We start from the raw sequence: 12173 nt of genomic DNA on the forward strand, positions 1-12173 counted from the left end.
CGCGTCAGGAGGCCGCGTCGGCCTGCGCGTCCACGTCGTCGCGCGTCGGCACCGTCACCACGACGCGTGTGCCGACGCCCTCCTCGCTCGTGAGCGTCACGGTCCCGCCGTGCAGCTCGACGATGTCGCGGACGATCGCCAGCCCGAGCCCGCTGCCGCCCGTGGTGCGCGAGCGCGACGGGTCGGCGCGGTAGAACCGGTCGAAGACGTGCGCGACGCGGTCGGCCGCGATGCCGGCGCCGGTGTCCTGCACCGTGAGCACGGTCGCCGTCGGGCCGGCGTCGAGCTCGACCCGCACCTCGCCGTCCGCCCCGGTGTGCCGCAGCGCGTTCGACAGCAGGTTGCCGAGCACCTGCCGCACGCGCACGGGGTCGACGTCGACCGCGCCCGCCGACGCACCCGTGACGGTGCACGTCAGCCGCGGCGCGCCCGGCCCGGCGGCGGCCCGCGCGGCGGCGACCTGCTGCCGCACGGCCTCCCCCAGGTCGACGCGCTCGCGGTGCAGCCGCAGCGCACCGGCGTCCGCGAGCGCGAGCACCTGCAGGTCGTCGACGACGCGGTGCAGCGTGACGGCCTCCTCGTGCAAGGACGCGAGCAGCGCGGGGTCCAGGTCGACCAGGCCGTCCTGCGCGGCCTCGACCTGCCCGCGGATGATGCTCAGGGGTGAGCGCAGCTCGTGCGCGACGTCCGAGACCATCGCCTTGCGCGCCGCCTCCTGCTGCTCGCGGCTCTCGGCCATCGCGTTGAACGCGACCGCCACGGCCCCGATCTCGTCGCGCCCGCCGACGCGCACGCGCGTGCCGACCTCGCCGGCGCTCATGCGCCCCGCGGCCGCGGCGAGCGCACGCAGCGGGCGTGTCATGCGGCTGCCGACCACGAGGCTGACGGTCGTCGCGACGAGCAGCACGGCGGCGGCGATCGCGAGGATCCGCAGCCGGTTGCGGTCGGACAGGTCGACGAACGTGCTGGCGACCGCGTCCTGCGGCGTGAGGTGCAGCAGCAGCGGCTCGACCACGGGCGCCGCCGCGGGCTCGGTCGTGGCCTGCGCCCGCTCGCGCAGGACGTCCGCGACGAGCTCCCGCGCCTCGGGGTCGGGTGCGGGAACGGGCACGGCGTCCGGCCCCGCGCTGTCGCGCAGCGCGACGTCCGGGGTCGTGACGTCCGGTGCCGGGACGTCGGGCGTCGGCGAGGGCTCGGGCGTGGGCGTGGGCAGGTCGACGGCGAGCAGCGCGTCGAGCCGCTGCGGGTCGAGCAGCGTGCGGGCGTCGGCGGGGTCGAGCGCGGCCCGGCGCGGCGAGGGGCGGCCGTCGTCCGTCGTGGAGTCGGCGACGACCGTGCCGTCGAGCGTCGTCAGGGCGACGCGGTACCCGGACCCGTCGCCGAGCCGCCGCGTCAGGCCCTGCACGTCGTCCCAGCCGCCGTGCTCCTGCGCCCACGTCATGAGGGTCACGTACACCTCGCGGTCCTTGGCGAGGGTCTGCGCGCTCTCCTGCTGCTGGATGCCGATGCTGCGCACCACGAGCCACGCGGTGGCCACGACCGAGACCGCGCAGACCGCGAGGCTCAGCGCGAGGAGCCGGAACGGCAGACCCCGGTGGGGCCGCACGCGCGCGCCCGGGCGGCGGCTCACGACGCACCCGGCGACGACGCGTCGTCGCGGACCAGCAGCCGGTAGCCCACGCCGTGCACGGTGGCGACCTCGACGGGCCGCGTGACCGGGGCCTCGAGCTTGCGACGCAGGTGCATGACGTGCATGTCGACGGTGCGGCGCGACACGTACGACGCGGTGCCGTGCAGCCGCAGCATGAGCTGCTCGCGCGTCAGCACGCGTCCGTCGCCGCGCGCGAGCGCGTCCAGCACGGTGAGCTCGCCGGGCGTGCACTCCACCTCGACGCCGCCGTAGCTCGCGGTGTGCCGGTCGAGGTCGACCACGAGGTCCCCGACGCGCGCCGCGGTGTCGTGCCGGTCGACGGTGCCGGCGCGGCGCAGCAGCGAGCGCACGCGTGCCATGAGCTGCCGGGGCGAGTACGGCTTGGTGACGTAGTCGTCGGCGCCCAGGTCCAGGCCCAGCAGGACGTCGTCCTCCGCCGAGCGCGCGGTGATGAGCACGATCGGCACGTCGGACTCGGCGCGCAGGATCCGGCACACGTCGAGCCCGTCGACGCGCGGCATCATGACGTCGAGCAGCAGCAGGTCGGGCGGGTGGCGCCGCACCTCCTCGAGGGCGGCGCGGCCGTCGCCGACGACCGTGACGGTGTGCCCGTCGTTCTCGGCGTAGACCCGCAGCACCTGCGCCTGCTTGGGGTCGTCCTCGGCGACCACGAGCCGTGCCATGCCGTCAGCGTAGGGCGGCCGCCGGCGCGCACCGGGCGCCGAGACGACGTGCGCACCGCACGCTGACAACTTCCTGACACGCCGTTCCTAGCGTCGTGGGACATGACGACCACGCGATGGAAGGCCGCCGCGACGCTGGCCGCGGCCACGACGCTCCTGCTCGCGGCGTGCACGACGCCCGAGCCCGCACCGCCGGTCGCGGCCCTGCCGTCGACGCCCGCGGCGTCCGCCGCGGCGGCGCCCCCGGCGACCAGCACGGCCACCCCCGACCCCGGAGCCGCCGACCCCGGCGCCGCGGACCGTGGCTACGCGCTCACCGGCGAGCCCCCGCAGCTGCGCCTCGACGACCCGCCCGAGCGGCAGGGCCGGCTCGTGGCGATGTGGGACCTGTGCCTGCTCGACAACGGCGCGACGCCCGCCGGTGAGGGCTCGCTCGTCGCGGGGATCGAGGGGCGCGACCTGAGCAAGATCCCGGCCGAGCCGATCCCCGACACGGCGAAGGCCGCGTGCGCGCACCTGCTGCCGCGCCAGCCCGTCGAGCTCAGCCCGGACACCAACCCGCGCTATCGCGAGAGTGTCATGGCGTGGGTCGCGTGCCTGCGCGACAACGGGATCATGGTGCACGCGGTCGCCGACTCCAGCGGCCCTCCCGGGACGCTGACGTGGACGTACGACGAGGGTGCGACGTCCGCGCCCGACCCCGAGGGCAAGATCGACAGCGCGTGCATGATGACGGCGTTCGGCGGCGACTCGTGAGCGACGGGCCCGAGGAGCACCGGTCGCGGCGGCACGGCCGGGTGATCGCGGTCGTGGCCGCCGCCGTCGGGGTGCTGGTGCTCGGCGGCGGGGTGCTGCTGCCGCGCACGGGCCTGCTCACCGGCCCGGCCGCGGCGACGCCGACGGCGTCGCCGCGCCCCACCGCGGAGGTCGTCGTCACCGACCTGGTCGACGCGCGCACGCTCCCCGGCACGGTGCGGGCGGGCTCGGCGTCGCCGCTCACGGGCACGGGGACGGGCGTCGTGACGGCGCTGCCCGCACCCGGGTCCGCGGTGGACCGGGGGCAGCAGATCTACCGGTCGGACGACCGGCCCGTCGTCCTGCTGCTCGGCGACACCCCCCTGTTCCGCACGCTCGACGCGACGGTCCCCGAGGGCGGCACGGCGCCGCACGGCAACGACGTGCGCGTGCTTGTCGAGAACCTGCAGGCGCTGGGCTACGACGTGGGCCGCGCGGCGGAGCACGCGGTCGCGCGGGCAGCGGCCGAGGGGCCGGTCGCCGACACGGCGCGCACGAGCGCCGGCCCGGTGCCGCGCGACGCGGCCCCGGCGGCGGACCGCGTCACCTACACGCCGCGTGTCGCGCAGGCCGTCACGCGCTGGCAGCGGGACCTGGGCCTGGAGCCGACCGGTGTGGTCGACCCCGCGCTCGTCGTCGTGCGTCCGTCGGCCGTGGTGGTCGAGCAGGTCGTGGCGCAGGTCGGTGCACCGGTGACGGACGAGCTGCTGCGGCTGGCGTCCGAGGACCGCGTGGTGGGCGTCGACCTGCCCGGCGGCGAGGTCGGCGACCTGGCCGCCGGGGTCGTCGTGGCGCTCGCGTCGGGCGACGGCCGCACCGGCAGCGGCACCGTGCGGAGCGTCGAGGCGGCCGACGGCACGACCCCGGGAGCACCGGGGGCGCTCGTCACGGTCACCGCCGACGACCCCGAGGTCCTCGCGGGCTCCGCGGACGTCCGGGTCACCGTGACGCGCGCGCAGCGCTCCGGCGTGCTCGCGGTGCCCGTGACGGCGCTGCTCGCGCTCGCCGGCGGCGGGTACGCGCTCGAGCTGCCCGACGGCACGCTGCTGCCCGTCACGACCGGCATGTTCGCGCAGGGGCTCGTCGAGGTCACGGGCGACGGGCTCACGGCCGGCACGCGGGTGGTGGTCCCGTGACGGGCGCACCGGGTCGGACGGCAGCGGGTTCGACGACACCGGGTCAGACGGCAGCGGGCACCGCCGCGCCCGTGCTCGAGCTGCACGCGGTGACGCGACGCCACGGCGCGGTCGTCGCGCTCGACGCGGTCACGCTGACCGTCCGGGCGGGCGAGTCCGTCGCCGTCGTCGGGGCGTCGGGGTCCGGCAAGACGACGATGCTGCACCTCATGGGCACGCTCGACCGGCCGTCGTCGGGGCGCGTCGTGGTCGACGGGCACGACACCGCGACGCTCGACGACCGGCAGGTCTCGGCGCTGCGCGCGCACCGCCTCGGGTTCGTCTTCCAGCACGCGCACCTCACCGAGCGCATGCCCGCGCTCGACGACGTCGCCACGGGCCTGCTGTACGCGGGCGTGCCGCGTCGGCACCGGACCGCGCTCGCGCGCGACGCGCTGGCCCGGGTGGGCCTGGCGCACCGCGTGCACCACCGCCCGCACGAGCTGTCGGGCGGCGAGCGGCAGCGCGTCGGCATCGCACGGGCCCTGGTCGCCGGGCCGGCGCTGGTCCTGGCCGACGAGCCGACCGGTGCGCTCGACTCCGCGACGACCGCCGAGGTCGTGGACCTGCTGGTGCGGCTGCACGCCGAGGGCACGACGCTCGCGGTCGTGACGCACGACCCGCAGGTCGCGCGCGCGTTCGAGCGGCAGGTCGTGCTGCACGACGGCCGCGTGGTCGCCGACCGCCCGACCGTGCGGGGTGCGGCGTGAGGCGCGCGCCCGGCTCCCGCGCCCGCCGGGATCACGACGCGGACGCGGCCCGTGCGGTGCGTCTCTCGCCGCGCGACCGGCTCGCGCTGGGCCTGCGCGGGCTCACGGCGAGACCGGCCCGCGCGGCGCTGTCGGCGCTGGGCATCGCGGTCGGCGTCGCGACGCTCGTGGTGGTGACGGGCATCCCCGCGTCGGGGCAGCGCGCGCTGATGGCCGAGCTGTCGGCGCTGGGCACCGGCACGCTCGTGGCGCAGGGGACGTCGGTCGACGGCGAGCCGGTGCCGCTCGTCGAGGGGGCGCGCGGCATGGCGGGACGGATCGGTCCGGTCACGGCCGCGGGTGCGGTCGGCAACACCGGCGCGACGGTCCGGCGCTCGGACGTCGTGGACCCGTCGTCGGGCGTGGGGATCAGCGTGCTGGCCGTCGACGGGGACCTGCTCGGGCCCGTCCACGGGCAGGTCGCGTCGGGGCGGTTCCTCACCGCCGCGACCGAGCGGTTCCCCACCGCGGTGCTGGGTCACCAGGCCGCCGCGTGGCTGGGCGTCACGCAGGTCGATCCGGCGGGCCCGGGCGTGCAGGTGCGCGTCGGCCCGCACTGGTTCACGGTCGTCGGGGTGCTGTCGCCGACCCCGCTCGCACCCGCGATCGAGCAGGCGGTGCTCGTGGGGTGGCCCGCGGCGCGCGACGTGCTGGGGTTCGACGGCCACCCGACGGTCGTCTACGTGACGGCCCGCGAGGACGCGGTCGAGGACGTGCGGGACGTGCTGCCCGCGACGCTGAACCCGCAGCTGCCCGGCACGGTGCAGGTCAGCCGGCCGTCCGACGCGCTCGCGGCCAAGCGCAGCACCGCGCGCACGTTCGACGGGCTGCTGGTGGGACTGGCGGGGGTCGCGCTGCTGGTGGGCGGGATCGGGGTCGCCAACACGATGGTGGTCTCGGTGCTGGAGCGCCGCGGCGAGATCGGCCTGCGGCGGGCGCTGGGGGCGACGCGCGGGCACGTGCGCGCGCAGTTCCTCACCGAGGCCGTGCTGCTGTCCGCCGTCGGCGGTGCGGGCGGGACCGTGCTGGGGGTCCTCGTCACCGTCGGGTACGCCGCGTCGCGCGGGTGGCCGGTCGCGCTGGATCCCGCGGTCGTCGCGGGCGGCGCCGCCGGGGCAGTGGTCGTCGGGGCGCTCGCGGGGCTCTACCCGGCGGTGCGCGCGGCGCACGTGCCGCCGACGCGCGCGCTCGCGGGGTGAGGTGCGGCGTCGCGCGGCCGGCGTGGCCGCGCGACGCCAAGGGTGAGTATATTTGCTCCATGCGAGAGGGTTCCGACTCCGGCAAGCCACGGTTGTACTCCAGGCTGACGGTCGTGCGCACCGAGCGCGGCCTCAGCCGCAAGGAGCTCGCGGAGCGCGTCGGCGTGCACTACCAGACCATCGCGTACCTCGAGCGCGGCGAGTACAGCCCGAGCCTCGTGCTCGCGCTGCGCATCGCCGAGGAGCTCGACGCACCCCTGCCGGCCCTGTTCGCGCTCACCCCGTTCCCGCCCATGGTCGACCAGCTGTACAAGGAGCAGTCATGACGCCCGCCACCGGCCAGCCCCGCACCGGCCTCCCCCGCACCGGCCGTCCCCACGCCGTGCGGCCGCGCACCGAGCAGGTGCGTACCGTGCAGCTGCGCATCGCGCAGGTGCGTGCCGACCGGCACGAGCGCCGCGCCGCGACGCTCGACGACCCCGCGTTCGAGCGGTTCCGCACGCGGCGCGCCCGGCGCCTGCTCGTCGCCGCGCTCGCGGGCCTGCTCATCGTCGAGTCGGCGGCCGTCCTCGTGGTGGACCAGCTGCCCACCGCCGTCGCACTGGGACTGCTCGTCGCGCTCGTCGTCGGGTTCGTCGCCGTGATCGGCACGCTCAAGGCCGCGACGCGCGGCGTCGAGGAGCGCGCCCCCGGGACGCTCGACGAGCGTCAGCTCCAGGTGCGGGGCGCGGCGTACCGCCGCTCGTACACGCTGCTGGGCTGGCTCGCGGTGGTCGCCGTGAGCGTGCTGCTCGCCGCGACGTCGTCGTGGTGGGACGCGCCGCGCGCCGTGCCGCTGCTGGTCGGCGTGCTGACGATCCAGCTCGCGCTCATGCTGCCGGCGGTCGTCACGGCCCTCGGCGAGGACGTCTGAGACCTCCCCCTCGCCCGGGGCTCGCCCGCGCGGGGCTCACCCGCCTGCGGCGAGCCGCGCGGCGACCTCGGCGACGACCTCGGGTCCGCCGACGACCTCGAAGTGCATCTCGTCCTTCCGCCCGTCGAAGTCCCCGCCCCACACGACAGCCGGGGAGACGTCCTCGAGGATCGACCGGACCGTCGCGAGCTGGTCACGCGTGAACGTGCCCTCCTCCCCCATCGGGTGCGCGGGCGCGTTGAGGTCGACCGCCGTGCCGGACGCGTGGTTGGACACGTCGCCGCCGCCCCGCACCTCGCGGTGCGCCCACCCCCACGAGCTCATCTCGTCGACCGGCTCGATCTCGGCCCCGAACCGCGCCACGACGTGCCCGAGCACGGTCGCGACGTCGCCCGCCCGGACGCCGCCCGTGACGCCCGGCAGCATGACGAGCCGCTCGTCGTACGGGTCGCCGACCACGGGCCAGCCGTTCTGCGACGTCGGCCCGGCGTCGGCGTCGACCTCGGGCGCGAGACCCTCGACGACCCCCGCCGTCCCGTCGCGCAGCGCGAACCCCAGGCCGACGAGCATCGCGACCACGAGCAGCAGGACGCCCGCGGTGATCGCCCCCGCGGGGACCGGACGGTGCGACGACGCGGCCGGGACCCGCGTCGGACCCGGCGGCACGGGTCGGCGCGGGGCCGCCGGGAGCACCGTCGTCGCGGCCGCGCGCTCCCGCGCGTCGTCCGCCCGTCCTGCCGCCTGTCGGTTCGACATGCCTCGACGCTAGGCCCGGGCGCCGTCCGCAGGCGTCGGTTCGTGGGTGGACCTCGCGCCTGGTCACGTGCCACCGGGGACGGGTTCGGACGCGGACGCCGACCTGTGCGGACGTGCCTGGTCAGGCACTGATCCGTCCGCACAGGTCGGCTCCCGTCAGCAGACGAGGATCCACGACCTCGCAGGGTCGTACGCCTCGGCGTAGTGCGCCCCGCTCGCGTACGTGAGCGCCACCTGGTACTCGATGCACGTCGAACCGGGCGCGTACACCTGCATCGAGTAGCTCGAGGCCGTGCCCCAGTCGACCTCGACCAGCTCGGCCCCACCCTGCGTGCGGATGGCCTTCAGGGTCGCACCCCCAGCCGGGTTGCCGGTGACGCGGATCCAGTTCGTCTGGCAGCTGTACGAGTAGAACACCTGCACGGTCGCGACGACCTGACCGTAGGGCGTCTCGACACCACGCGACGAGATCTGTGCCGCGTTCTGGTTGCAGCCCGTCGCTGCGGGGTCCGTGCCGTGGTGCTGCGGCCCGGCGTTCGCGATGGACGCGCCCGACGAGCCGATCACCCCCGCCACGACGAGCGCCGACACCACTCGGGCCGCGTGTCGGAGCCTGCGTGCCTGGATCATCCTGTCTCCCTCCGGTCGACCGCCCGGCACGGTGAGCAGCCACCCCGCGCGAGCGTGCCGCGCACCGACCGAGCGTCGGATGCGTCGGCTCCGGAGCCGTCCGCGCACCCTGTCCGCGACGACGTCCGGTCAGGCACCACCGTGACCGCAGGTCGCGCCGTCCGCCGGACGTCCGGGCCCGGAACGGACACTCCGGAACGTCCCCTTCTGGTAGGCCTGGGCTGAGTACGAGCGGAGCACGTCCAGCGACCCAGGGGGGGCCGGTGTCTCACCAGCACGCTCGATCCGACGAGACAGCCGCAGGCCCGCCCGCGACGGACTCGGCAGCCCGCTTCGCGAGCGATCTGCGCGACCTGCGCCGAGCCGCGGGCGACCCGACGCTCGTCGCGCTCGGCCGGCGGGCGGGCGTCTCGAAGTCCGTGCTCTCGGACGCGTTCCGCGGCAGGGCACTTCCGACAGAGCGCACCGTCGAGCGACTGATCCGCGTCCTCGGTGCCGACGTCGACGCCTGGCTCGCGCGACGCGGTCGGCTCGACCCAGGCGCACGGATCACGGCGCCGCTCGGCCCGGCCCGGGCGACGGCGGTCAGCCGTCGGGCCGCAGCCGCACTGGCGGCCGGAAGCGCGATCCTCTCGTCGGTCGTCTCGCTCGGGGCCGCGTGGTGGCTGTGGGCGCCTGGCCACGCGGGCGCCCCGGGACCGCTGTACGAGGTCCAGACCGGCGTCGACCCCGCGGACACCCCGTGCGTCGACGACGCCACGGTGGTCGCGAGCGAGACGCGCGAACGGGACACCCAGCTGCAGATCGTGTACTCGGACGCCTGCCGTGCCGCTTGGGCCAGGGTCACCCGGTACGACAACGCCTCCGCGGGCAACACCGTGTCGGCCAGCATCTACCGACAGATCGCACCCGAGGCCGCTGACCGCCAGGACACCACGGAGCCCGACGCGCAGAGCGCCTACACCACGCTGATCGTGCGCGACGATGCCCGAACCCGCCTGTGCGCGGACGGCGCCATCAGCGTGGACGGGGTTCGCCTGGAGCTGGGCGCACCTGTCTGCGTCTGACGCTCCCGAACCTCCACCCAGGGCGCTCAGGCGAGTGCGGTGGAGTCGCGCTCCGGCGCAGCGGTGAGCGGACGTCGAGATCGCCCGTCAGACGCTCACGCACGTCGAGCAGGACCGATGGGCGCAGGGTCACCGACCGGCGGAACCACCCGGGACGCGCAGAACCCCGCCAGCTCACTGGCGGGGTTCTGCACTCCGGGGCCCGTTGCCGGGACTCCCTCACGCGGAGACGGTGGGATTTGAACCCACGGAAGGGTTGACCCCTTCACGGCCTTAGCAGGGCCGCGCACTAGACCTGGCTATGCGACGTCTCCAGGACGAGCACAGGCTACCGGGCCGCCGCCCCGCCACCAAAGCGATCTCGTCGCTCCCGCTCCGAGCAGCCGCCCGCGCAGGCACCCGAAAGGACGTCCCCCCTTGTCAGGAAGCGCTTTCGTCCGCCACGGTGTGCTCACTTGGTCACTCGACCAAGAGTCACTGCGCCGAGGGGAACCCGTGCCCGCACCCGCTGTCCTGCCCGGGACCCGCGTCGGCGGGCGTCGCCCCCGGCGCCCTGGTCACGCTCCCACCACGGCCGCGCCATGAACGAGCGCCGGAGCGTCGAGGACCGCCGCCGCCAGCTCGTCGCCGCCGCGGTCCGGGTCGTCGCGCGCGACGGCGTCGCGGGCGCCTCGACGCGCGCCGTCACCGCCGAGGCCGGCATCCCGCTGGGCTCGCTGCACTACGCCTTCGGCACGCGCGAGGCGCTGCTCGACGCGGTGCTCGCGCACACCCTCGAGGGCGAGCTGAGCGTCATCGAGCGCGCCGGGTTCCCCCAGGGCCCGCCGGGGACCGACCTGCTGCGCGCCCACCTCGTCACCGGCATGGGTCGCTACCTCGACCTGCTGTGCGCCGAGCCGTCGCGCGAGACCGCGCTGCTCGACCTGTTCGTCTGGAGCCTGCGCCGCTCCGACGGGCGAGAGACCCTGCCGCTGTACCGCACCTACTACGCGATGTCCGTCGAGGTGCTGAGCGACGCCGCCACGGCGTGCGGCTGCACGTGGACGCTCCCGGTCGAGCAGGTCGCACGCCTGCTCGTGGTGACGATCGACGGCCTGACGACGACGTGGCTCGCGGACGGCGACACGCTCGCGGCACGCACGACGATCGAGCTGCACGCACGCATGCTCGCGAGCCTCGCAGAGCTCGCCGTGGTGGACGAGCCCACCACGCAGGACGACGCCGCGACGGCCCCGGACGTCCCCACCGCGGGCACCGCCGCCGCCCCGGGCACCGGCGAGCCCACCGACGACCCCACGGGTCCGGCGGCCTGACGTGACCGCGCCGACCGACACCACGGCACGTGTCGGTCGCGCGTGGGTCGCGGCGTACGTCCTGGCGATGCTCGGCGTCGCGGCCGGCTGGTTCGGGCCGTTGCAGATCCTGCTGCCCGCGCAGGCCGAGCGGCTCGCGGGCACCGGCGGCAAGGAGGCGCTGCTCGCGCTCGTGACGGGCTGGGGAGCGCTCGCGTCGCTCGTCGCGAACCCCGTGTGGGGCGCGGTCTCGGACCGCGGCCGCTCGCGCTGGGGCCGGCGCCGGCCCGTCGTCGTCGCCGGGACGGTGACGGCCGTCGGCGGGTTCGCCGTCCTGGCGTCGGCGACGACGCCCGCCGCGATGGCGGTCGGCTGGGTGGTCGCGCAGATCGGTCTCAACGGCCCGTTCGCGGCGCTCGCCGCGATGATCGCCGACCGCGTGCCCGAGCGGCAGCGCGGACTGGTCGGTGCGCTGTTCGGCATCGCGCAGACGCTCGGCGTGGTGCTGGGGACGGCGGTCGCGGTGCTCGCCGGCGAGGGCCCGGCCGGGTACGTCGCGCTCGCGGTGGGCGTGCCCGCGCTCGGCGTCGCGATCCTGCTGGTGCACCGCGAGGGGCCGGTCGCGCCGCGACCCGGCGGCCCCGGCCCGGTCGACGCCGGGCCGTCCCCGGCCGGCGCCGGGCAGCGCGTCCCGCTGCGGGCGCTGCGCCCGACGCGCGCGTTCGCGTGGGCGTGGACCGTGCGGTTCGTCCTCAACCTCGTCAACGCGCTCGTGCTGCTCTACCTGTACTTCTACCTGCAGGACGGTGTCGGGGTCACGGACACGGGCACGTGGGTGCTGGTCGTCACGGTCGTGTTCGCGCTGACCACGACCGTCGCGGCGGCCGTCGGCGGCGTGGTGTCGGACCGGACCGGACGCCGGCGCGTCTTCGTGCTGGCGGGCGCCGTGACGATCGCCGTCGGCGCGGCGGTGCTCGCGACCGCGCCCGGCCTGCCCGTGGTGATCGGCGCCGCGGTGCTGGTCGGCGCCGGGTGGGGGCTGTACGTCGCGGTGGACCTCGCGATCCTCACGCAGGTGCTCCCCGACCCGACCACGCGCGCCACGATGCTCGGTGTCGGCAACGTCGCCAGCGCCCTGCCGCAGGTGCTCGCGCCCGTGGTCGCCGCACCCGTCGTCACGACGCTCGGCGGCTACCCCACGCTGTACGGCCTCGCGGCCGCGCTGTGCGCGCTCGCGGTCGCCGCGCTGTCACGCCTGCGCGG

The 12173-nt window shown here is 76.3% G+C and carries 13 protein-coding genes and 1 tRNA gene; 9 read left to right on the forward strand and 5 right to left on the reverse strand.

The window, feature by feature from the left end; genetic code table 11:
- Positions 1–4: 4 nt before the first annotated feature.
- Together ATM99_RS02590 and ATM99_RS02595 are read right to left on the reverse strand one after the other, a co-directional pair.
- Complete coding sequence (locus tag ATM99_RS02590; RefSeq protein ID WP_062101384.1) at positions 5–1630, reverse strand: cell wall metabolism sensor histidine kinase WalK; 1626 nt, start codon at positions 1628–1630, stop codon at positions 5–7.
- A complete protein-coding gene (locus ATM99_RS02595) occupies positions 1627–2334 on the reverse strand; it encodes a response regulator transcription factor (protein WP_062101385.1) in 708 nt (235 codons plus the stop codon). Before ATM99_RS02595 ends, ATM99_RS02590 begins: the two co-directional genes overlap by 4 nt.
- 102 nt (positions 2335–2436) lie before the next feature.
- On the opposite strand from ATM99_RS02595, the gene ATM99_RS19170 reads away from it, so the two are divergent.
- From ATM99_RS19170 to ATM99_RS02625, 6 genes are all read left to right on the forward strand, one after another.
- Positions 2437–3090, forward strand: a complete 654-nt coding sequence (locus ATM99_RS19170) for a hypothetical protein (RefSeq protein ID WP_062101386.1) — start codon at positions 2437–2439, stop codon at positions 3088–3090.
- Positions 3087–4265, forward strand: coding sequence for a peptidoglycan-binding protein (locus ATM99_RS02605; RefSeq protein WP_062101387.1), 1179 nt, complete (start codon positions 3087–3089; stop codon positions 4263–4265). The genes ATM99_RS19170 and ATM99_RS02605 overlap by 4 nt, the downstream gene beginning before the upstream one ends.
- A 71-nt stretch (positions 4266–4336) precedes the next feature.
- The gene (locus tag ATM99_RS02610; protein WP_062101388.1) at positions 4337–5014 is read left to right on the forward strand and encodes an ABC transporter ATP-binding protein; all 678 of its coding nucleotides are present in this window, start codon (positions 4337–4339) and stop codon (positions 5012–5014) included.
- Positions 5011–6252, forward strand: a complete 1242-nt coding sequence (locus tag ATM99_RS02615; protein ID WP_082659158.1) for an ABC transporter permease — start codon at positions 5011–5013, stop codon at positions 6250–6252. The genes ATM99_RS02610 and ATM99_RS02615 overlap by 4 nt, the downstream gene beginning before the upstream one ends.
- 59 nt (positions 6253–6311) lie before the next feature.
- A complete protein-coding gene (locus ATM99_RS02620; protein ID WP_046531080.1) occupies positions 6312–6578 on the forward strand; it encodes a helix-turn-helix transcriptional regulator in 267 nt (88 codons plus the stop codon).
- Complete coding sequence (locus tag ATM99_RS02625; protein ID WP_062101390.1) at positions 6575–7165, forward strand: hypothetical protein; 591 nt, start codon at positions 6575–6577, stop codon at positions 7163–7165. Before ATM99_RS02620 ends, ATM99_RS02625 begins: the two co-directional genes overlap by 4 nt.
- Positions 7166–7201: 36 nt before the next feature.
- Here the strand turns inward: ATM99_RS02625 and ATM99_RS02630 are convergent, their stop codons facing one another.
- Both ATM99_RS02630 and ATM99_RS02635 read right to left on the reverse strand, forming a co-directional pair.
- Positions 7202–7921, reverse strand: coding sequence for a M15 family metallopeptidase (locus ATM99_RS02630; protein ID WP_062101391.1), 720 nt, complete (start codon positions 7919–7921; stop codon positions 7202–7204).
- Positions 7922–8077: 156 nt separating this feature from the next.
- Positions 8078–8551 carry a DUF2690 domain-containing protein gene (locus ATM99_RS02635; RefSeq protein WP_082659159.1) on the reverse strand — a complete coding sequence of 158 codons (474 nt, stop codon included), beginning with the start codon at positions 8549–8551 and terminating at the stop codon, positions 8078–8080.
- A 263-nt stretch (positions 8552–8814) separates the two neighbouring features.
- Between ATM99_RS02635 and ATM99_RS02640 the strand changes: the two genes are divergently transcribed.
- Positions 8815–9618 (forward strand): DUF2690 domain-containing protein, encoded by an 804-nt coding sequence (locus ATM99_RS02640; protein ID WP_062101393.1) that lies wholly within the window; start codon positions 8815–8817, stop codon positions 9616–9618.
- 224 nt (positions 9619–9842) lie between these two features.
- Here the strand turns inward: ATM99_RS02640 and ATM99_RS02645 are convergent.
- Positions 9843–9932, reverse strand: a tRNA-Ser gene (locus tag ATM99_RS02645).
- A gap of 267 nt (positions 9933–10199) precedes the next feature.
- Here ATM99_RS02645 and ATM99_RS02650 point away from each other — a divergent pair.
- Positions 10200–10931, forward strand: coding sequence for a TetR/AcrR family transcriptional regulator (locus ATM99_RS02650; RefSeq protein WP_062101394.1), 732 nt, complete (start codon positions 10200–10202; stop codon positions 10929–10931).
- A gap of 1 nt (position 10932) precedes the next feature.
- Positions 10933–12173, forward strand: a 1241-nt coding sequence (locus ATM99_RS02655) for an MFS transporter (RefSeq protein WP_062101395.1), incomplete at its 3' end; no start/stop codon positions are given.

This window comes from Cellulomonas sp. B6 (assembly GCF_001462455.1).
In the GTDB taxonomy this organism is placed as follows: Bacteria; Actinomycetota; Actinomycetes; order Actinomycetales; family Cellulomonadaceae; genus Cellulomonas.

Coding starts and splice junctions, on each gene's coding strand:
- ATM99_RS02595 (WP_062101385.1), bottom strand. CDS start 2,334: ATGGCACGGCTCGTGGTCGCCGAGGACGACCCCAAGCAGGCGCAGGTG.
- ATM99_RS19170 (WP_062101386.1), top strand. CDS start 2,437: ATGACGACCACGCGATGGAAGGCCGCCGCGACGCTGGCCGCGGCCACG.
- ATM99_RS02620 (WP_046531080.1), top strand. CDS start 6,312: ATGCGAGAGGGTTCCGACTCCGGCAAGCCACGGTTGTACTCCAGGCTG.
- ATM99_RS02625 (WP_062101390.1), top strand. CDS start 6,575: ATGACGCCCGCCACCGGCCAGCCCCGCACCGGCCTCCCCCGCACCGGC.
- ATM99_RS02630 (WP_062101391.1), bottom strand. CDS start 7,921: ATGTCGAACCGACAGGCGGCAGGACGGGCGGACGACGCGCGGGAGCGC.
- ATM99_RS02635 (WP_082659159.1), bottom strand. CDS start 8,551: ATGATCCAGGCACGCAGGCTCCGACACGCGGCCCGAGTGGTGTCGGCG.
- ATM99_RS02650 (WP_062101394.1), top strand. CDS start 10,200: ATGAACGAGCGCCGGAGCGTCGAGGACCGCCGCCGCCAGCTCGTCGCC.